Origin of the sequence: Micromonospora sp. LOL_015, from assembly GCF_048060275.1 — a bacterium.
Lineage (GTDB): Bacteria > Actinomycetota > Actinomycetes > Mycobacteriales > Micromonosporaceae > Micromonospora_E.
Map to the genome: position 1 here is coordinate 323,279 of NZ_JBHMIO010000002.1, position 19,335 is coordinate 342,613.

Sequence of the window (19,335 nt, forward strand, 5' to 3'; positions counted from 1 at the left end):
GAATCGGCCCAGGAGTGGTCGCCGGACCGGGCGGTTGTGGGGCGCGGGCGGAAGGAGAGGGTGGATGCGACGTCGGGTAGGCGGGTCGGTCGCGGCCGTCGGTCTGTCGGCCGTGCTGATCCTCACCGGGTGTTCGATCGGCGACATCCGCCGGCCACCTCCAGACCGCGCGGCCCCGTCGACGGACGCGACGGGGCCTGTCGGCGGGCCCGCCGTCGAGGTACGCCCGATGCGGGTGCGGGCCGGCTACAACGCCCCATTCGTCGCGTTCGACGACGCCGACCACGGGTACGCCTTCTTTCACGGATGCAACGCCCGGGCGTCCGTCGGGGTTGCGTCGGGTTGCCCGTCGCAGCTCTACGCGACCGCCGACGGCGGCCGGTCCTGGCAGCACCGGGAGCACCCGGACCCGGCGGCGGTGGAGCATTCGATGCTGGTCGGCTACGGCAGCCTGGTGCTGTCCGCCGGCGCGGCCTGGTACCGGTCGGTCGACGGGGGTGTGACCTTCACCCAGGGTGACAGTCCGGACGGGTCGATGCCGCCCGAGTTCGCCAGTTGGGACGGGCCGTACCAGGTGTGTTGCCGAACCGATCCCGTGCCGCGGGTCGTCGAGGTGACCGAGCAGGGGACGGTCCCGTTGGCCCCGCAGCCGCCGATCCCGGTGGTGCAGACCGTCGGCCACATCGGCGACAAGCTGACCGTCGCCGGGCTGCACGACGGCCGGCTGCATGTGGCGTTCGGCGCGCCGGTGGCGACCGACGATGATGGCGGCGGTGGGCCAGGGGTGCGCTGGCTGTGGCGGACCGACGCGGTCACCGTCGCGGATCCGGAGCGGATCCGTCAGCTCGTCGTGGAGACGACGCCGTCGGGCGGTTACTGGCTGATCGGCGAGCCGGTGCCCCTGCCGGGTGAGTTTCCGCTCGTCTGGCGGGCCGATTGGGGTCGGCTGGAGCCGGTGCGGTTCGATGACCCGCCGCCGGAGGTGATGTCGGTGCTGCCGGACGGTGGCCGGCTGCTGGTCACCACCAGTACCGGTGTCTGGTCGGTCGGCTCCGACGGCCGCTTCGAGCCGGTTGACTGGCCGGTGCAGGGCGCCTACCTGACCCGGCTGCGGGACGGGACGGTGCAGGCGGTCCGGCCGGGCGGCGCGGTGCTGCTCAAGGCGCGACAGCCGTCGGGTGCCGGGTGGGTGGAGATCTCCTGGGAACCGTACGGGCGGTAGCCCGGTGCGGGTCGGGCTTCGGCGGTCGACTCGTCGATCGGAGTTGAGTGGAATAGACTCAAGTCTGGTGGTGTCCTCATCAGTGGACCAACCTGCCGTACAGGGGAGCTCATGAACGCCGAACGTTTGACCACCAAGAGTCGCGAAGTCATCACCGCCGCGGTCGCCATCGCCAACCAGCGGGGCCACGCCACGGTCGAACCGTGGCATCTGCTGCTCTCCCTGCTGGACACCGGCGGCTCAACCGCCGCCGGCCTGCTGCGGGCCGTCGGCGCCAACCCGGTGGAGATCCGCCGGTCCGCCGTACGGACCGTGGAGAACCTGCCCGCCGCGCGCGGCTCCAGCGTCGCCGAGCCGAGCCTGTCCCGCGAGTTCGCCAACGCGATCGGCGCGGCCGAGCAGATCGCCCGTCCACTCGGCGACGAGTACACCTCCACCGAGCACCTGTTGGCCGGCCTGGCCCGGGTCGGCGGGGCCGTCGCCGGGCTACTCAAGGATGCCGGAGCCACCGAGGAAAACCTGGTCGCCGCGTTCCCGTCGGTACGCGGCGGCGACCGCCGGGTCACCACCGTCGACCCCGAGCAGACCTACCAGGCCCTGGAGAAGTACGGCGTCGACCTGACCGCCAGCGCCCGGGACGGCAAGATCGACCCGGTGATCGGCCGGGACGCCGAGATCCGCCGGGTGATCCAGGTGCTGTCCCGGCGTACCAAGAACAACCCGGTGCTGATCGGCGAACCCGGCGTCGGCAAGACCGCCATCGTCGAAGGGCTCGCCCAGCGGATCGTCGCCGGCGACGTACCCGAGTCGCTGCGCGACAAGCGGCTGGTGTCGCTCGACCTCGGCGCGATGGTCGCCGGTGCGCAGTACCGGGGCCAGTTCGAGGAGCGGCTCAAATCCGTCCTGGAGGAGATCAAGAGCTCCGACGGCCAGGTGATCACCTTCCTCGACGAGCTGCACACCGTGGTCGGTGCCGGCAAGGGCGAGGGCTCGATGGACGCCGGCAACATGCTCAAGCCGATGCTGGCCCGTGGCGAGCTGCGGATGGTCGGCGCCACCACCCTCGACGAGTACCGCGAGCACATCGAGAAGGACCCGGCGTTGGAGCGCCGGTTCCAGCCGGTGCTGGTCGGCGAGCCGACCGTGGAGGACACCATCGGCATCCTGCGCGGGCTCAAGGAACGCTACGAGGTGCACCACGGCGTACGGATCACCGACGCCGCGCTGGTCGCCGCCGCCGGCCTGTCCGACCGCTACATCACCGACCGGTTCCTGCCGGACAAGGCGATCGATCTGGTCGACGAGTCCGCCTCCCGGCTGCGGATGGAGATCGACTCCCGGCCGGTCGAGGTCGACGAGATCGAGCGGGCCGTCCGCCGGCTGGAGATCGAGGAGATGGCGCTGGCCAAGGAGCCGGATCCCGGCTCGGCGCAGCGCCTGGAGCGGCTGCGCCGGGAGCTGGCCGACAAGCGCGAGCAGTTGACCGCGCTCAGCGACCGCTGGCAGCTGGAGAAGGGGCACATCACCCGGATCTCCACCGCCCGCGAGGAGTTGGAACGCCTCGGCGGCGAGGCCGAGCGGGCCGAACGCGACGGTGAGCTGGAGCGCGCCGCCGAGCTGCGGTACGGCCGGATCCCGGCGCTGCAGGGCGAGCTGGCCCACGCCGAGACCGAGCTGGCCGCGCTGCAGGCCGACGGCGCGATGCTCAAGGAGGAGATCGGCGCGGACGACATCGCGGCCGTCGTCGCCGCCTGGACCGGCATCCCGGCCGGCCGGCTCATGGAGGGCGAGACCGCCAAGCTGCTACGGATGGAGTCCTCGCTGGGGGCCCGGGTGGTCGGCCAGGCCGCCGCCGTCACCGCCGTCTCCGACGCGGTCCGCCGGGCCCGGGCCGGGGTCGCCGACCCGGACCGGCCGACCGGCAGCTTCCTCTTCCTCGGCCCGACCGGCGTCGGCAAGACCGAGCTGGGCAAGGCGCTGGCCGGGTTCCTCTTCGACGACGAGCGGGCCATGGTTCGCATCGACATGAGTGAGTACGCTGAGAAGCACTCCGTGGCCCGGCTGGTCGGTGCCCCGCCCGGCTACGTCGGGTATGAGGAGGGCGGTCAGTTGACCGAGGCGGTACGCCGCCGGCCGTACTCGGTGATTCTGCTCGACGAGGTGGAGAAGGCTCACCCGGACGTCTTCGACGTGCTGCTGCAGGTGCTCGACGACGGTCGGCTCACCGACGGGCAGGGCCGTACGGTCGACTTCCGCAACGCGATCCTGATCCTCACCTCCAACCTCGGCTCGACGCTGATCAACGACCTGACGTTGACCGAGGAGCAGCGCCGCGACGCGGTGCTGGCCGTGGTCCGGGCGCACTTCAAGCCGGAGTTCCTCAACCGGCTGGACGACATCGTGGTCTTCGCGATGCTCAGCGGCGCGGAGCTGCGGTCGATCGTGGACATCCAACTGGACCGGATGCGCCGGCGGTTGGCCGACCGGCGGCTGACCCTGGACGTCGACGACACTGCCCGCAGCTGGCTGGCCGAGCACGGCTACGACCCGATCTACGGAGCCCGGCCGCTGCGTCGACTGGTCCAGTCGGCGATCGGCGACCAGTTGGCCAAGGCGCTGCTGGCCGGCGAGATCCGTGACGGCGACACCGTCCGGGTGCAGCTCGCCGACGACAAGGAAGGGCTGGCGGTGCAGGCCGGCTGACCGGCATCGATGTGCATCGGTGAGTGCTGTCGATCGCTCTGCTCGACGGCGCGGCCGGGTTCGGCGACGAAACGCGAGGTCGACGCGGCGTCCGTTTGCCCCGTGTCACTGGCGGGGTACCGCTACGGTGATCTTCCGAAGCTTCGGGAAGGAGAGCCGTGTCGGATCCGAATCCGGCCGCGCCACCGGTCAAGGCGCGGCCGAGCACCGTCACCATTTCGAGTTACCTGCTGTTCCTGATCGCCGCGCTGCAGGTCGTCGGCCTGATCGTCGCGCTGTCGGTGATGGGCACGATGCAACAGGTCTACGAGGACGCCTACGCCGGCACCGACATGGAGGCCATCAGCAGCCTTACGACGATCTCCCTGATCGCCGGCGCGATCTTCGGCCTGCTGATCGCCGCCGGCCTGGTGGTGCTGGCTCTGCTCAACAACCGGGGCAAGAACCCGTCTCGGATCGTCACCTGGGTGCTCGGTGGCATCTTCCTCTGCTGCTCCGGGGGCGGGCTCGCGCTCGGAGCGGCCGGCAGCGCGTTGCCCACCGGCCCGACCAGCACCGACCCGAACATGCCGGACCCGGCGCAGGTGCAACGGGATCTGGAGGCCGCGCTGCCCGGCTGGTACGAGCCGGCCAACCTGTTGCTCGGCGTCGTGACCGTGCTGGCGCTGCTGGCCGCGCTGATCCTGCTGGCGCTGCCGCCGTCGAACGACTTCTTCCGTAAGCCGGCCGTGGCCTGGGAGCCGCCGGTGCCGGGCGGTGGGTACGGCGTGCCGCCGATGCCGGGCGGCGCCTACCCGAGTTACCCAGCCGCCCCCGGTGGGCCGCCGGCTGCCGGCCCACCGCCGACGGCCACCCCGCCCGGTCCGCCGCCGACCCCTGGCGCGCCGCCGGCTGCCGAGCCGCCGGAGAATCCGCCGGGCAACCCCCCGCCGCCGACCAGCTGACGATCAGTCGATCACGGGTCGGTCCGCCCGGGGCGGACCGACCCGCCGGTACGGGGAGACCCGGTCCTCGTAGGAGGTGACGACGTGGGGGACAAGCCTGCCCCGCGTACCGCACTGGTCACCGGGGCCACCGCCGGCCTCGGTGCCAGCTTCGCCCGTCGGCTCGCCGCCGACGGGTATCGGCTGGTGCTGGTCGCCCGTGACCGGCAGCGGCTCACCACGTTGGCGGACGAGTTGGCCGACCGGCACGGCGTGACCGTCGAGGTGCTCGACGCCGACCTGGCTACTGACGGTGGAGTGACCGCCGTGGCCGACCGGCTGCGGTCCGTCGACGCGCCGGTCGACCTGCTGGTCAACAACGCGGGCATCGGTCTGAACCGGTCGTTCCGGCGCACCGATGAGGCGGACGAGCTGCGGCTGCTGCGGCTCAATGTGGAGGCGGTGCTGCGGTTGACGCATGCTGTCCTGCCCGGCATGGTGCAACGCCGACAGGGCAGAGTGATTAATGTCTCGTCGGTGGCGGGCTTTGGGCCATTAGCAGCTGGTTCGACCTATTCGGCGAGCAAGGCCTGGGTGACAAACTTCAGTGAGTCGATCGACATGTCGGTCCGCCACCTCGGGGTGCGGGTGATGGCGTTGTGCCCGGGCTACGTCCGCACCGAGTTCCACGAACGCGCCGGCATCCGGACCTCCGGCTCGCCGACCTGGCTGTGGCTGCGGGCCGACGACGTGGTCGCCGATGGCCTGCGGGACCTGGCCAGGGGGCGGGCGGTGAGCGTCCCCGACTGGCGCTACAAGACGCTCGCCACTGTGGTGCGTCACGCTCCGCATGGACTGCTCCGGTTGGCGGCCGGGCGCCCAAAGAGTCGCGAGTGAGCCGAAGAGCGTATCAGCGGGTACGTCGCTGCACTGGTCGCCGCGTTGACCAGGGATTTCGTGGTGTATGACCAGGTAGCGAGGCGGATGGTGGATATCGGCGAGTTGCCGGGCCGGCGGATGGGGACCCAGTGACGGGCAGTACTCTTTGTGACATGGGGAACCTCGACGACCTGCGCAAATTCATCACTGACCTGGCCGTGGTGCACGGCAGGGTGGTGTTGTCGTCAGGTCGCGAGGCTGACTGGTACGTCGACCTGCGGCGGGTGACGCTGCACCACGCCGCCGCACCGCTGGTGGGACGGGTGCTGCTCGATCTCACCGCGGACTGGGAGTACGACGCGGTTGGTGGCCTGACGTTGGGAGCGGACCCGGTGGCTCTGTCCATGTTGCACGCCGCTGCGGCGGAGCAACGGCGACTGGATGCCTTCGTGGTGCGCAAGGCTGGCAAGACGCACGGACTCCAGCGACGGATCGAAGGGCCGGACGTGGCCGGCCGGCGGGTGCTGGCAGTGGAGGACACCTCGACGACCGGCGGAAGCGTACTGACCGCTGTCGAGGCGTTACAGGAGGCAGGGGCTGAGGTGGTCGGCGTGGCGGTGATCGTCGATCGTGGGGCCGGTGACGCGGTTCGGGCAGCCGGACTGGCCTATCGGGCCGCCTATACGTTGGCTGACCTCGGCCTTCCGGCCTAAAAGTTTGCCGATTCGGATCTGCTGATATGCAGGCGGATCGATGCTGTTTGGTGGAAGGATGGGTTTCGTGGGAACTGCGTTGGCTGAAATGACCATGCCTCAAATCTCGCCGCTTGCCGGCGAGCCGATCGAACGCGCGGACGCGGAGCGACTCGCTGGAGTCCTCAAGGCGCTCGCCGACCCGGCCCGACTCAGGCTGCTCAGCCTGATCCAGTCGGCGCCGGAAGGCGAGGCCTGCGTCTGCGACCTCACCGCTCCGCTGGGGCTCTCCCAGCCGACGGTGAGCCACCACCTGCGTATCCTCACCGAGGCCGGCTTGCTGGAGCGGGAGAAGCGCGGAGTGTGGGCTTACTACCGGCTGGTGCCGACCGCGATCGCCACGATCGCGGATCTGCTGACCCCGCCGCGTAAGCGCGCCACCAAGAAGGCACGCTGACCTGACGGCGCCTTGCCTGGTCGACTCGCGGAGGCGGAGCTGCCAGGCAAGGTGCCCAAGGTTTACGGAGGTCGCCGCGTGACGTACATCGCTGGCGATCTGCGGGACCAGCTTGCCCACGTCGGGTCCGACGTGGTGCGCGCCGGTCTCGTCGTGGGCTCCGGCGGCAACCTTTCCGCCCGCCTGCCGGGCGACGATGAATGCTGGGTAACCGCGTCCGGCACCTGGCTGGACCGGCTCGGCCCGGCATCGTTCGCCCGGGTGCGGATCGCGGACGGCTGCACCCTGCCCGACGAACCGCAGATCCGACCGACCAGTGAGCTGGCGCTGCACCTGGCGGTCTACCGTGCCCGCCCCGACGTCCGCGCCATCGTGCATCTGCACCCGCAGAGCATGCTGCTGCTGGACACGCTCGGCGTACCGATTCGGCTGGTCACCACCGACCACGCCTTCTACCTGCGGCGCGTCGTCACCGTGCCGTTCGCGCCGCCCGGCGGACAGCGGCTCGCCCGAGCCGCCGCCGACGCGGCCGCCGACGGCACCAACTGCCTGATCCTGTCCCGGCACGGCTGCTCCGTACTGGCCGGGTCGGTGGAACTCGCCCACAAGCGGGCGGTCAACCTGGAAGAGGCCGCCCGGCTCACCTACCGGGCACTGGCCATCGGTCGGCTCGACGACCTGACGCCGCTGCCGGCCGACTACCTCGACCGGCTGCCGGACACGGAGCACGGCACCGTCTGACCCGACCGGACCGGACCGACCCGATGAGGAAAGCCCGCTGGGCCGGTCGGCCAACCGGCCGGCGGACCAGCTCAGTGGTGGGTCGGCAGCTGCGGCGACTCCTCCTGGGTGACATCGACCGCCGCGCGGCGCAGCCGACGCTGCTCCAGAACCACCATCGCGGTGACGACGGCGACCCCCAGCACCAGCAGCAACACCACCGACAGCACGTTGCTGCCAGGGGCGAGCAGCCCGCGCTCCTCGGTCTGCCACGGCCACAGCGCCCGCAGGCTACCGACGATCACCCCGGTCATCACCGCCAGGGTCACCCGCCGGTGGTGCTCCAACAGGTACTGCAGCAGCTTCACGAACAGCGTCAACCCGACGAGCATGCCGACGGCGAAGACCGCCAGGTAGCCGACGTCGCGGTCGTTGACCGCCTCGATGGTCGGCTCGTAGAGCCCGACGGTCAGCAGCAGGAACGACCCGGACACGCCCGGCAGCACCAGCGCGCAGACCGCGACCGCGGCGGCCAGCAGCACCACCACCGGGTTCGGGTCGATGCTGGCCGACGGTAGACCGGTCAGCACGAACGCAGCGACCCCGGCGGCGACCACCGCGAAGACGTCCCGGCCGCGCCACGGCCGGCCGATCATCGAGACCGGCACTAGCACCGAGGCCAGCACCAGGCCGAAGAACAACCCTCGGGTGTGCTCCGGGTACTCCTCCAGCATCGGCTCCAGCAGCCGGGCCGCCAGCAGCAGACCCGGCAGCATGCCCAGCGCCAGCGGGATGATCACCCCCCAGTGCACCTGCCGGAACTGCTCCCCGCTGCGCGCCCAGCCCTGCTTACGGGGCACGTCGGTGACCGCGTACCGGACCGCGCTGATCAGGTGCCCGGCCGAGGCGATGAGCCGCTCGTACACGCCGGTGACCAGGGCGATGGTCCCGCCGCTGACCCCCGGGACGGCCTCTGCCACCCCGATCGCCGCACCCCGGAACATATGGCCGACACGTTCGCGCACTGACATTCGCAGAACCATACCGGGCCAGTGCTCACAGTCGTGGGTCGACCGGTTCGGACTCGCAGGCGAGCACCGCGAAGACCAACTCGTGCCGGCGCCACAGCGGTGCGCCGGTGGCCAGCAGATCCAGCGCGGCCAGACCGAGACCGTGTTCGCGCAGCGCCATCGACCGTTTTCGGCCCAGCGACCGCCGGCGCAGCTCGGCCAACCGCTCCGGTTCGGTGTACTCCGGACCGTAGATGATCCGCAGATACTCCCGGCCCCGGCACTTGACGCCGGGCTGCAGCAGCCGGCCGGTGCCGCTGCGGGCGGTCAGTCCGGCGTACGGCTTGACCACCATGCCCTCACCGCCGGCCGCCGTCAGCTCCGACCACCAGTCGGTGGCGTCGGTCACCGCCGCCTCGTCAGTGAGCTCCACCACCCGCCGACGGGTGGTGGTGAACAGCTGCGGATCGGCCGCCACCAGCGCGTCCGCACACTCCAGATGCCAGCCGTGGTCGCGGTCGGCGTACGAGCGGCCGTCGGCGGCCAGCACCGCGAACGGCGCCAGCGTCACCGCGTCCGGGTCACCGACGTACGCCCGGTAGGCGTCGGCGTACCGGTCGACGTCGCCGGCCCGGCGGGCCAACCGGGCACGCAGCTGCCCGACCGGCAGGCCCCGACCGGCGGCGGCGTCGAGCACGTCCAACGCGGCGGGCAGCGCGGCCCGGCCGGCGGCGGCGACGCTGGCGTACTGCTCGCGGATCAGCCCGAGCGCCTTCGCCGACCAGGGCAGCAGCTCGCAGTCGAGCAGCAGCCAGCCGGCCGGCCCGGCACCGGTGGTTAGCCGCTGCCACAGCCCGGCCGCCTCGGCCGCCGCCCGGATCCGGGCCAGCAGCGCCTCGGTCCGCTCGTCGGAGGTGAAGAACGGCCGCCCGGTCCGGGTGTGCACCACCCCGCCGCCGGGGCCGAACAGTGGGCCCCCCGCCGGGTCGCGGCAGACCAGCACCACCGCCCGGGATCCCATGTGCTTCTCCTGGCAGACCACCCGGTCGACACCGGCGGCCCGGTAGTCGGCGAACGCCTCCGCCGGATGCTCCAGGAACCCGTCCCGGGTCGACGTCGAGCAGGGCGACATGGTCGGCGGCAGCCAGACCAGCCACCGGGGATCCACCGTGAAGCGGCTCATCACCTCCAACGCGGCGGCCGCGTTCTCGGCCGGGACCGTCGTGGTGCCGTAGCCGTAGTCGATGTGCCGACGGCCGGTGACGTCGCGCAGGTCCAGCACGTCGTCGGGGCGGTCGGTGACCGGCCCGCCGATGTCGGCGGCACCCGGCTCGGCCGTCAGTGGCCGGACCGGCGGGTAGTACTCGCGGTCAGCCGGTACCGAGACGAGTTCCCGCGACGGGTAGCGCAGCGCGGTCAGCCGGCCGCCGAAGACGCAGCCGGTGTCGACGCAGATGGTGTTGTTCACCCAGTCGGGACGGGTCGTCGGGGTGTGCCCGTAGACCACGGTGGCGGCACCCCGGTAGTCGCGCGCCCACGGGTAGCGCACCGGCAGACCGTACTCGTCGGTCTCGCCGGTCGTCTCCCCGTACAGCGCGAAGCTGCGCACCCGGCCGGACGCCCGACCCTGGTATTCGGCCTTGAGCCCGGCGTGTGCCACCACCAGCGCGCCGCCGTCGAGCCGATAGTGGCTGACCAGCCCGTCGATGAACCGGGCGACCTCGTCGGTGAACCCGGCCGACTCGGCGGCCAACTGCTCCAGGGTCTCGGCCAGCCCGTGCGACACGGTCACCTTGCGTCCCCGCAGTTTGCGCAGCAGCTTCTGCTCGTGGTTGCCGGGCACGCAGAGCGCGGTGCCGGCCCGCACCATCCCCATCACCAGGCGCAGCACGCCGGGCGAGTCCGGGCCGCGGTCGACCAGGTCACCGACGAAGACCGCGGTACGCCCCTGCGGGTGCCGGGCGTCGACCGGTCGGCCGGCGTCGTCGCGGTCGAGCGCCCAACCCAGCTTCGTCAGCAGCGCCTCCAGTTCGGTGCGGCAGCCGTGCACGTCACCGATGATGTCGAACGGCCCGGTCAGCTCCCGCCGGTCGTTGTACAGCCGGGTCAGCCGGATCTCGGCGGCGTCGATCTCGTCGGTGCCGCGCAGCACGAACACGTGCCGGAATCCTTCCCGGGTCAGCCGGCCGACCGAGCGGCGCAGGTCACGCTGCATCCGGGTGATCACGTGCCGACCGAAGGCGCGGTCGGCCCGGCCCTGGGTCCGTTCCCAGCAGGTCTGCTCGGGCACGTCGAGCACCACCGCGACCGGCAGTACGTCGTGTTCCCGGGCGAGCGCGACCAGCCCGGCCCGGGCGTGCTCCTGCAGGTTGGTGGCGTCGACCACGGTGAGCCGGCCGGCCCGCAGCCGCTTGCCGGCGACGTAGTGCAGCGCGTCGAAGGCGTCCGCCGACGCCGACTGGTCGTTCTCGTCGTCGGCGACCATCGCCCGGAAGGTGTCCGAGGAGAGCACCTGGGTCGCGGCGAAGTGCCGGCGGGCGAAGGTCGACTTGCCGGAGCCGGAGACACCGACCAGGGCGATCAGGGCGAGTTCGGGGATCTCCAGCCTGTTCACCGGGCACCCCCGGCGCCGACGTCGTCGCGGCCGGTGCTGTCCGGGCCGGCGTCGTCGCGGGTGAAGACCGCCAGCTGGGTCGGCGGCCCCACGTCCGGATCGACCTCGCCGACCGGCCGAAACCCGACCCGGTAGCCGTACGCCGCGGCGACCCGGCCGGCCCAGTCGGCGAACTCGGCGCGGGTCCACTCGAACCGGTGGTCCGGGTGCCGCAGCGCGCCCGCGGCGAGGCCTTCGTAGCGCACGTTGTACTCCACGTTCGGGGTGGTCACCAGCACGGTGCCGGGGCGGGCGTGGCCGAAGACCGCTTCGGCCAGCGCCGGCAGCCGGGGCGGGTCGAGGTGCTCGACAACTTCCATCAGTACGGCGGCGTCGTAGCCGCGCAGCCGGTCGTCGCGGTAGGTCAGCGCCGACTGCCACAGCCGGATCCGCTGCTGCTGGCGCGCCGGGAGCCGGTCCAGTCGCAGCCGCCGGGCGGCCAGCTCCAGCGCCCGGGCCGACACGTCGGTGCCGACGATCTCGGTGAACCGGGGCTGGGCGAGCAGTTCGGTCAGCAGCGCACCGCCGCCGCAGCCCAGGTCGAGCACCCGGGTGGCACCGGCCTCGGCCAGCGCGGTGAGCACAGCGGCCCGGCGGGTCGCGGCCAGCGGTCGCGGCCGGACCACCGCCGGCAGCCCGGCGTCCTCGTCAGCGCCAGTGTCGTCGTCAGCACCAGTGACGTCGTCGACGGCGGCGTCGGCGAGCCGGAGCTCGGCGGCCCGCGCCTCGGCGAGCCGGTCCTCGGCGCGTCGGGCGAGCACCCGCCGGTGGGCCAGGTAACGCCGGGTGATCAACCGGCGTTCCGGGTGGCCGGCCAGCCAGCCCTCGCCGGCCCGGATCAGCTTGTCCAACTCGTCCGGGGCGATCCAGTAGTGCTTGGCGTCATCGAGCACCGGCAGCAGCACGTACAGGTGGTTGAGCGCGTCGGCGACCCGCAGCGTGCCGGTCAGGGTGAGGTCGACGTAGCGGCTGTCCCCCCACTGCGGGTAGCGCTCGTCCAGCGGAATGGGTCGGGCGGTCACCGTCCAGCCGAGCGGGGTGAACAGTCGCTCGGCGAGAGTCGCGCCGCCCCGGCAGCGCAGCACCGGCACCCGGATGGTCAGCGGCAGGGCGGTGCCGGGCAGCTCGGGACGGTCCCGGCTCTCCCCGCGCAGCGCGGACCGGAACACCTTGGCGAGCGCGGCGGCGAGCAGGCTGGACGCGGCGTACGGCCGGTCGTTGACGTACTGGCCGAGGGTGAAGCTCGCCGGCATCGCGGCCGTGCGCCGGCCACGGCGCGGACCGCCGGCGGCGAGCCGCGCCGGGTCAACGTCGAGCAGCAGCGCGGCGGTGCAGCGCTGTTCGGTGGCCTCCGGGTAGAACACGTGCGCGGTGCCGGTGGGTACGTCGAACGACTGCATCCGGTCCGGATGTTTGACCAGCAGGTAGCCGAGGTCGGTGGCGGGCCGGTGGGTCGTCGTCACGGTCATCAGCACCCGGGTGATGGTGCCAGCCGGCCACCACCGGTCGACACCGGTTATCGCGGTTGCCCGGTGGCCGTCGCGCCGTCGTCAGCGGTAGCCGTCGTCGTCATCGAGGTCGACGATGCGGGACTGCTCGACCGCGTCCCAGTCGTCAACCTCCAGACCGCGGTGTACCTCGGGTTGCTGCTCGACCGGGTTGGCCACGACCGACTGCTCGACCGCGTCGTCGGCGGGCGTCTCCGGGTCACGTTCCTCGGGAGCGAGGTGGTCCCCTGGGGCGATGTCCTCGTCCGGGTAGGTCATGTCGCCCTCCGTTCGTCCGTACCGGTGCTTCCACCACGGTACGGGTCAACCGGGGCGCCCGCTGACCACCGTCCAAGATAGGAGGCTTGTCCGTTTTTGTGACGCGGTGGTTTACTCCGGGTGGCAGGATGGGCGTATGGGATTTCTGATCAGGCTTGCGGTCAACGCGGTCGCCCTGTGGATAACCACGCTGATCGTGCCCGGCATCGACGTCACCGGGGACACCGCGACCAACAACGCGCTGACCCTGGTCATCGTGGCGCTGATCTTCGGACTGGTCAACGCGGTCCTCAAACCGGTCATCAAGGTCGTCGGCTGCGTCTTCTACCTGCTCACCCTCGGTCTGTTCGCCCTGGTCGTCAACGCCCTGCTCTTCCTGCTGACCGACTGGCTTGCGCAGCAACTGGACCTGCCGTTCGTCATCGACGGGTTCTGGCCGGCATTCTGGGGAGCGATCGTGATGGCCGTCGTCGGCTGGCTGATCAGCCTGGTCATCCCCGACAAGTACGACCGTCGCTGACCGTGCCCACAGACAGGGCCGATGTCGCCGGGGCGGTGCCGCTGCGGGATACTGCCTGACGGAGGACAGCGCGGTCCAGCGCAGTGAGCTGAGCATGGAATCCGGCCCGTCGACGGGCCGAACCGGCACAAAGGAGCGTTCGAGATGCCCATCGCCTCTCCCGAGGTCTACGCCGAGATGCTTGACCGCGCCAAGGCCGGCGCGTTCGCGTACCCCGCCATCAACGTCACGTCCTCGCAGACCCTCAACGCCGCGCTGCAGGGCTTCGCCGAGGCGGAGAGCGACGGCATCATCCAGGTCTCCACCGGTGGTGCCGAGTACCTCTCCGGCCCGACCGTCAAGGACATGGTCAGCGGCTCGCTGGCCTTCGCCGCCTTCGCCGAGGAGGTGGCCAAGAAGTACCCGGTCAACATCGCGCTGCACACCGACCACTGCCCGAAGGGCAAGCTCGACGGCTTCGTCCGCCCGCTGCTGGCCGCCTCCAAGGAGCGGGTCGCCGCCGGTGGCGCGCCGCTGTTCCAGTCGCACATGTGGGACGGCTCCGCCGTACCGCTGAAGGAGAACCTGGAGATCGCCACCGACCTGCTCGCCGAGGCCGCCGCCGCTAAGGTCGTGCTGGAGATCGAGGTCGGCGTCGTCGGCGGCGAGGAGGACGGCGTCGTCGGCGCCATCGACGAGAAGCTGTACACCACCGTCGAGGACGGGCTGGCCATGGTCGAGGCGCTCGGCCTCGGCGAGAAGGGCCGCTACATGGCGGCGCTCACCTTCGGCAACGTGCACGGCGTCTACAAGCCGGGCAACGTCAAGCTGCGGCCGGAGATCCTCAAGGAGATCCAGGACGCGGTCGGCGCCAAGTACGGCAAGGAGAAGCCGCTCAGCCTGGTCTTCCACGGCGGCTCCGGCTCGCTGCTGGAGGAGATCCGGGCCGCGCTGGACTACGGCGTGGTGAAGATGAACATCGACACCGACACCCAGTACGCCTTCACCCGCCCGGTCGTCACCCACATGTTCACCAAGTACGACGGGGTGTTGAAGATCGACGGCGAGGTCGGCGACAAGAAGTCGTACGACCCCCGGGCCTGGGGCAAGGCGGCCGAGGCCGGGATGGCCAAGCGGGTCGTCGGCGCCTGCGAGCACCTGCGCTCCACCGGCACCACGCTGGCCAAGTAACACCCACCGAACCACTCGCCGCGTGGCCGGTCCCGTACCCCGGGGCCGGCCGCGCGTCGCTGCCGGACGAACTACACCGGTAGGATCTACCGATTCAGAGTGGTCCGCTGCGGAGGTCGGTCGTGCTCGGCATCGATGGGTACGAGCCACAGTGGTGTCACGACGCCGCGACGCTCGCCGCCGCCCACCGGGCCCGGTTCTCCCGCATCATCGGACGTCCGCTGGTCGACACCTGGCTGATGTGGGACCTCGACCTGGACACCTGGTACGCCAACGGTCCGGTCATCCTCGGCTTCGGTGACGTCAACGTCGAGGTCACCCACCGCAAGTTCGACGAGTGCGCGATCACCTGGAACCAGGTGGACATGACGATGCCGGTGGACCAGCCCGGCCTGCGGCTGGACTGGCGCAGCGACCGCCACCCGGCGCCGCTGCCGGCCCGGGGCCGACCGCTGCGGGCGGTCAACGTGATCGAGCGGATCATGCCGTCGCACTGGCGGCCGCACGTGCTGCACGCGGTCGAGTTCCGCTTCGACGGTGCCCGGCTGGCCGTGCAGAACGCCCTCGACGAGAACGGCCTGTCCGCCGAACCCGACGTCGAGATGCCGATCGTCGCCTGGCGCCGCCGCCCCGTCGCCTGACCGGCCCGGTAGGGAGCGCTGCGCGAAGCACCGCACGTCCACCCATCACCCCGATCACCGAGGCCGGCGTCTGAGGCGTCGACCCAAGCCCGGTTGGTGTGGGCGGGGTCATTCGGGTTCGCCGGTGTGGTGGCGTAGGAGGATGACGGCGGTGAGGATGAGGAGTCCGGTGGTGAGGAGCCGCCGGGCCCGGTATTTGGTGTAGGCCCAGGTGATGCTGTTGCCCGCGTGGAGGATGGCGATGGCGAGCAGGACGAGGCCGAGGATGAGTACGGTGCCCTCGGTCACGGGTTGGTGGTTTCGGGGATGTGGTCGGCGGTCTGGGTGTGCGGTCGACGGTCGTGGCCTCGTGTCCGGAAGGTGACGTTGGCTTCGTTGAGGATTCGGTGCACGAAGCCGTAGGAGCGGTGGGTTTCGCGGGCGATGCGGCGGATGGAGTAACCGGCGCGGTACAGCTGCGCGAACTCGTTTCTGCAGCTGTACCGGTCGATACCGCTGATGCGTCGTCTTGGTGTCATCTGCCGGGTGGTCGCTGATACGGGTGGATGCGCCGTTGACTTGTCCTGAGCTTGTGTCCGGCTTGTGTCGAAGGCGGTGTTGGTGCCCGGCGTGGCGGGGGTGTGGCTGGTGTCGGGGAGGGTCATCACCGCTCGCGACCTGGACCGCCAGCGGCAGCGTGGGGGGTGCGGGGTTGGCGCCACATGGGCCATAGGGGTGGTCCGCCGTCGGGGAGGTGGATCGGGGTGGGGGTGGTGTCGTAGTAGCCGTGTCGTTGGTAGAGGCGGCGGGCACCGTGGCTGGTGGCGACGAGGTGGATGCCGGTGCCGGCGGTGTCGCAGGTGGTGTGGCGGTGGGTGAGCAGGGCGGTGCCGATGCCGTGGCGCTGCCGGTCGGGTGCGACGCCGAGGTAGGCGAGGTAGGTGTGAGGGCGGCGTCGGGGGTGGTGGCGAACGCGTCGACCAGGGCGGGTACGAGTGGTGGGATGTCGTGGCGGTCGGCGACACGGATCACAGTGGTGGGGGTGGTCATCGGTGGATTTCCTTCCGGACGGTGGTGTGGGTGGTGGCATCGGCTCCGGTGCCGACGGTGGCGTAGACGTGGGGGCGTGTGTGGTGCAGGACGGCGGCCCAGGCGAGGCCGGTGGTGATCGCGGCGGCGTAGAGGCCGGGCAGCGCCCACCGCGCGGGTGAGCCGGCAGGGGTGTCGAGGAGGTCCCCGAAGCCGGCGAGAGTGGCGGTGAGGATGACGGCGAGCACGACGAACGCCCCGGCGGGTGCGGCGGTGACGGCCCAGCGGCTCTCACCACGCCGGTGGTCGCGGAAGAACAGGACGGCGGCGAGGCTGGTCGCGGTCATCAGGCCCAGTACGCCGAGGCCACCGGTGACGGTCAACCAGAAGAACAGGTGGACGATCGGGTCCAACCCTGTCGCCGCGTAGGCGGCGATGACGAGGCCGGCCACGCTCGTCTGGGTCAGGGAGCCGAGTTTCGGTGCCCCGGTCCGGCCGTGGGTGCGGCCCAGGCTCGTGGGGAGGACGTGTTCACGGCCGAGCGCGAACAGGTAGCGGGCGACGAGGTTGTGGAAGGCGAGCAGGGCGGCGAACAGGCTCGTGACCAGCAGCAGCCGGCCCACGTCGACCACCAGCCCGGGTAGGTGGCCGCCGACGAGGGCGAACATCAACTCGGGTCCGTGCTGGGCGGCGGCGTCGATGATCCGGTCGGGGCCGGAGGCGGTCTGCATCGCCCACGCCGACCCGGCGTAGAGGATCGCGGTGACGGCGATCGCGGTGTAGGTGGCGTGGGCGACCGTGCGGCGGGGGTCGCGGGTCTCCTCCGCGAGGACGGTGGTGGCCTCGACACCGACGTAGCCGGCGATCCCGCCGACGAGGATCGCCGCCATCCCCGGCGCGGCCAGATGCGCCGGCTCCAACCCGTACAGCCCCAGCCCTCCGGCGGCGGGGTGGGTGGCCATGATCGTGTCGAAGACGACCACCACGGTGATCTCCGCGACCAGCAGCACACCCAGGACCCGGCCGTTGAGGTCGACCCGCGCCAACCCCAGACCCCCGACCAACAGCCAGCCGGCGACAGCCCACACCCACCACGGCACGTTGACACCGGCCACCGCCGCTGCGGCGGCCGCGACGACACCGAACGCCCCGTACAGGCCGACCTGCATCAGGTTGTAGGCCACCACCGCGACGAACGCCGCCGCCACACCCCAGGCGGGGCCGAGACCATGCGCGATGTAGGAGTACATCGACCCCGCGTTGACGACATGCCGCGACATGGCGACGTAGCCGACCGCGAACAGCAGCATCACCACCGCGGTCGCCGCATAGGCGACCGGCACACCGGTCAGGCCGGTCACCGCGTACGCCGTCGGCACCGCCGACGCGGCCACCGTCATCGGCGCCGCAGCCGCCAACACGAAGAACACCACCTGCGGCACCCCGAGCCGGGACCGGGCCAACACGGCGGCGACACCACCCCGACGCGGACGCGGCACACCATGAGAAACAGACACAACACACTCCCGAGAAAAGCCAAAAAGGGGGCAGGCCGACAAAAGGACAGCGGGCGTGCCGGTAGACGCCTGGCCAGCGGCGACGGTGGTCAGGTCCGACCGCCCAACACCGCCCGGCCCACCGCCGCCGCCAACTCGACCAACAGCACGTCGACCTGCGGCGGCAGCGGACTCACCAACCGGCCGAAACGCAGGCGAGCCCGTGGCCCGCCGTCGAGGAACCGGCTCTCGACACCAACAGCCACACACAAACCCGCCAAAGCCGTGTCGAACGCATCCAGCCGCTCACCCCGACGAACACGGGTCGCCAACCGGGCCCACGGCCACGCCGCCACATTCATGTCCACCGGCTCCCACACCGTCCGGGTCGCCATCAGCCGCCGGACCCGCACCGGCCGCACCACCCCGGCCTCGGCCAGCCGCTGCCCCACCGCCGGCACCGACGCGTCGGCCAGAACCTCAAGCCACACCGGGACCGGCTGCCCAGGCTCCGCCGCCACCCACGCAGCGACCTGCCGCTCGAACCCACCCACCCCCGCCACCGTCGACGGCGGACATGCCAGATGACCCGCTGGTGTCACCGCCAGTGAACCGGCCACGACCAGATCCGCCACCACAGCGGCCGCCACCCCGAACCCGGCGATCCGCGGCGTCAGCCGCAGCTGACCGGACACATCATGGTGAGCCAAGAGGAAGAACTCATCCGCCAACAGCCGACGATCAACCGGCAACGACAACGCCGACCGTCGATGAGTCCCGGACTGGTAGACGGTCATCGCGGGTGCCGTCCTGTCCACGGTTTGAATGGCCGGCGCGACGCTGCTCGTCGGTCGCGCAGGTCGAGGGCCGGCAGGTGGGCGTCTGGCTTGGTTGCGCGGTCGCGGTAGGTACGCGGCTGGCCGCCGAGTCTCGCTGCGAGGAGCCACTGATCGGCGGCACGCGGTAGACCCGAGCGCTGATCGACATGCTGCAAACAGCCTGGACAAGGCGGTGGATGTCGAACAGCCTCGACACGAACACTCGACGCTGGGGGTTACCTCAGCCGCGTACGCCTCATGGCTTTGGCCTGTTCAGCCGAGGTCGTGCTGGAACCTTGGTGTCGGGAGGTATCGACAGCGACGGAATAATGTGTGCGCTTGCACTGCCATCGGCCAGACACGCGGACAACCGCGACGCCAGCCCTAGACGAGTAGTTCCGAAGTTCGGTCAGTAGTCGTAGGCGATCAGTGACCGGGTGACGGGTGCGCCGGTCTTGTTGTTGTGCCAGATCGCGGCGGCCATCGCGAGGAGGCGTTGGGCCACCCGTACAGCGACGCCGGCGAAGGTCCGCCCACCGTGTTGTTCCAGGTCGAGTTGGCCTTTGAGAGTGTCGTTGACCGACTCGATCAACTGGCGGACCTTCTTGAGCATCGGTTCGCCGTAGCGGGCCTTCTCCTTCTTGCGTGACGGGCGTA

The 19,335-nt window shown here is 71.1% G+C and carries 19 protein-coding genes and 1 pseudogene; 10 read left to right on the forward strand and 10 right to left on the reverse strand.

Features of this window, described 5'->3' with window-relative positions:
* The first annotated feature begins 64 nt into the window (after positions 1-64).
* The 7 genes from ACFHWU_RS03925 (at position 65) to ACFHWU_RS03955 (ending at position 7,617) form a co-directional block, all read left to right on the forward strand.
* Positions 65-1,222 carry a hypothetical protein gene (locus ACFHWU_RS03925; protein ID WP_416551014.1) on the forward strand — a complete coding sequence of 386 codons (1,158 nt, stop codon included), beginning with the start codon at positions 65-67 and terminating at the stop codon, positions 1,220-1,222.
* Between the two features lie 111 nt (positions 1,223-1,333).
* Complete coding sequence (clpB, locus tag ACFHWU_RS03930; RefSeq protein WP_416589829.1) at positions 1,334-3,925, forward strand: ATP-dependent chaperone ClpB; 2,592 nt, start codon at positions 1,334-1,336, stop codon at positions 3,923-3,925.
* Positions 3,926-4,083: 158 nt separating this feature from the next.
* Positions 4,084-4,869, forward strand: a complete 786-nt coding sequence (locus ACFHWU_RS03935) for a hypothetical protein (protein ID WP_416551016.1) — start codon at positions 4,084-4,086, stop codon at positions 4,867-4,869.
* 84 nt (positions 4,870-4,953) lie between these two features.
* Positions 4,954-5,745, forward strand: coding sequence for an SDR family NAD(P)-dependent oxidoreductase (locus ACFHWU_RS03940; protein ID WP_416589830.1), 792 nt, complete (start codon positions 4,954-4,956; stop codon positions 5,743-5,745).
* Between the two features lie 155 nt (positions 5,746-5,900).
* A complete protein-coding gene (gene pyrE, locus ACFHWU_RS03945; RefSeq protein WP_416551018.1) occupies positions 5,901-6,440 on the forward strand; it encodes an orotate phosphoribosyltransferase in 540 nt (179 codons plus the stop codon).
* 58 nt (positions 6,441-6,498) lie between these two features.
* Entirely contained in the window at positions 6,499-6,876 is a 378-nt protein-coding gene (locus ACFHWU_RS03950) for an ArsR/SmtB family transcription factor (protein WP_123606510.1), read from the forward strand.
* Between the two features lie 78 nt (positions 6,877-6,954).
* Positions 6,955-7,617, forward strand: a complete 663-nt coding sequence (locus ACFHWU_RS03955) for a class II aldolase/adducin family protein (RefSeq protein ID WP_416568759.1) — start codon at positions 6,955-6,957, stop codon at positions 7,615-7,617.
* Between the two features lie 71 nt (positions 7,618-7,688).
* Here the strand turns inward: ACFHWU_RS03955 and ACFHWU_RS03960 are convergent, their stop codons facing one another.
* From ACFHWU_RS03960 to ACFHWU_RS03975, 4 genes are all read right to left on the reverse strand, one after another.
* A complete protein-coding gene (locus ACFHWU_RS03960) occupies positions 7,689-8,627 on the reverse strand; it encodes a DUF368 domain-containing protein (protein ID WP_416589831.1) in 939 nt (312 codons plus the stop codon).
* A 25-nt stretch (positions 8,628-8,652) separates the two neighbouring features.
* Positions 8,653-11,220 carry a polynucleotide kinase-phosphatase gene (locus ACFHWU_RS03965; protein WP_416589832.1) on the reverse strand — a complete coding sequence of 856 codons (2,568 nt, stop codon included), beginning with the start codon at positions 11,218-11,220 and terminating at the stop codon, positions 8,653-8,655.
* Positions 11,217-12,734, reverse strand: coding sequence for a 3' terminal RNA ribose 2'-O-methyltransferase Hen1 (locus ACFHWU_RS03970; RefSeq protein ID WP_416551022.1), 1,518 nt, complete (start codon positions 12,732-12,734; stop codon positions 11,217-11,219). Before ACFHWU_RS03970 ends, ACFHWU_RS03965 begins: the two co-directional genes overlap by 4 nt.
* 75 nt (positions 12,735-12,809) lie before the next feature.
* Positions 12,810-13,025 (reverse strand): hypothetical protein, encoded by a 216-nt coding sequence (locus ACFHWU_RS03975; protein ID WP_416589833.1) that lies wholly within the window; start codon positions 13,023-13,025, stop codon positions 12,810-12,812.
* Positions 13,026-13,161: 136 nt separating this feature from the next.
* On the opposite strand from ACFHWU_RS03975, the gene ACFHWU_RS03980 reads away from it, so the two are divergent.
* The 3 genes from ACFHWU_RS03980 (at position 13,162) to ACFHWU_RS03990 (ending at position 15,356) form a co-directional block, all read left to right on the forward strand.
* Positions 13,162-13,545 carry a phage holin family protein gene (locus tag ACFHWU_RS03980; RefSeq protein ID WP_416551023.1) on the forward strand — a complete coding sequence of 128 codons (384 nt, stop codon included), beginning with the start codon at positions 13,162-13,164 and terminating at the stop codon, positions 13,543-13,545.
* Between the two features lie 144 nt (positions 13,546-13,689).
* Positions 13,690-14,715: a class II fructose-bisphosphate aldolase gene (gene fbaA / locus ACFHWU_RS03985; RefSeq protein WP_416551024.1), complete on the forward strand. Its 1,026-nt coding sequence runs from the start codon at positions 13,690-13,692 to the stop codon at positions 14,713-14,715.
* Between the two features lie 122 nt (positions 14,716-14,837).
* Positions 14,838-15,356, forward strand: a complete 519-nt coding sequence (locus tag ACFHWU_RS03990) for a hypothetical protein (protein WP_416551025.1) — start codon at positions 14,838-14,840, stop codon at positions 15,354-15,356.
* A gap of 108 nt (positions 15,357-15,464) precedes the next feature.
* Here the strand turns inward: ACFHWU_RS03990 and ACFHWU_RS03995 are convergent, their stop codons facing one another.
* From ACFHWU_RS03995 to ACFHWU_RS04020, 6 genes and pseudogenes are all read right to left on the reverse strand, one after another.
* A complete protein-coding gene (locus tag ACFHWU_RS03995; RefSeq protein WP_416551026.1) occupies positions 15,465-15,644 on the reverse strand; it encodes a hypothetical protein in 180 nt (59 codons plus the stop codon).
* Positions 15,641-15,874, reverse strand: coding sequence for a helix-turn-helix domain-containing protein (locus tag ACFHWU_RS04000; RefSeq protein WP_416551027.1), 234 nt, complete (start codon positions 15,872-15,874; stop codon positions 15,641-15,643). Before ACFHWU_RS04000 ends, ACFHWU_RS03995 begins: the two co-directional genes overlap by 4 nt.
* A 125-nt stretch (positions 15,875-15,999) precedes the next feature.
* The gene (locus ACFHWU_RS04005) at positions 16,000-16,425 is read right to left on the reverse strand and encodes a GNAT family N-acetyltransferase (RefSeq protein WP_416589834.1); all 426 of its coding nucleotides are present in this window, start codon (positions 16,423-16,425) and stop codon (positions 16,000-16,002) included.
* Entirely contained in the window at positions 16,382-17,881 is a 1,500-nt protein-coding gene (locus tag ACFHWU_RS04010) for an APC family permease (protein ID WP_416551029.1), read from the reverse strand. Before ACFHWU_RS04010 ends, ACFHWU_RS04005 begins: the two co-directional genes overlap by 44 nt.
* Before the next feature lie 89 nt (positions 17,882-17,970).
* Positions 17,971-18,657: a GOLPH3/VPS74 family protein gene (locus tag ACFHWU_RS04015; protein WP_416551030.1), complete on the reverse strand. Its 687-nt coding sequence runs from the start codon at positions 18,655-18,657 to the stop codon at positions 17,971-17,973.
* A 430-nt stretch (positions 18,658-19,087) separates the two neighbouring features.
* Positions 19,088-19,335: pseudogene (locus ACFHWU_RS04020) on the reverse strand (IS982 family transposase); the annotation flags it as partial.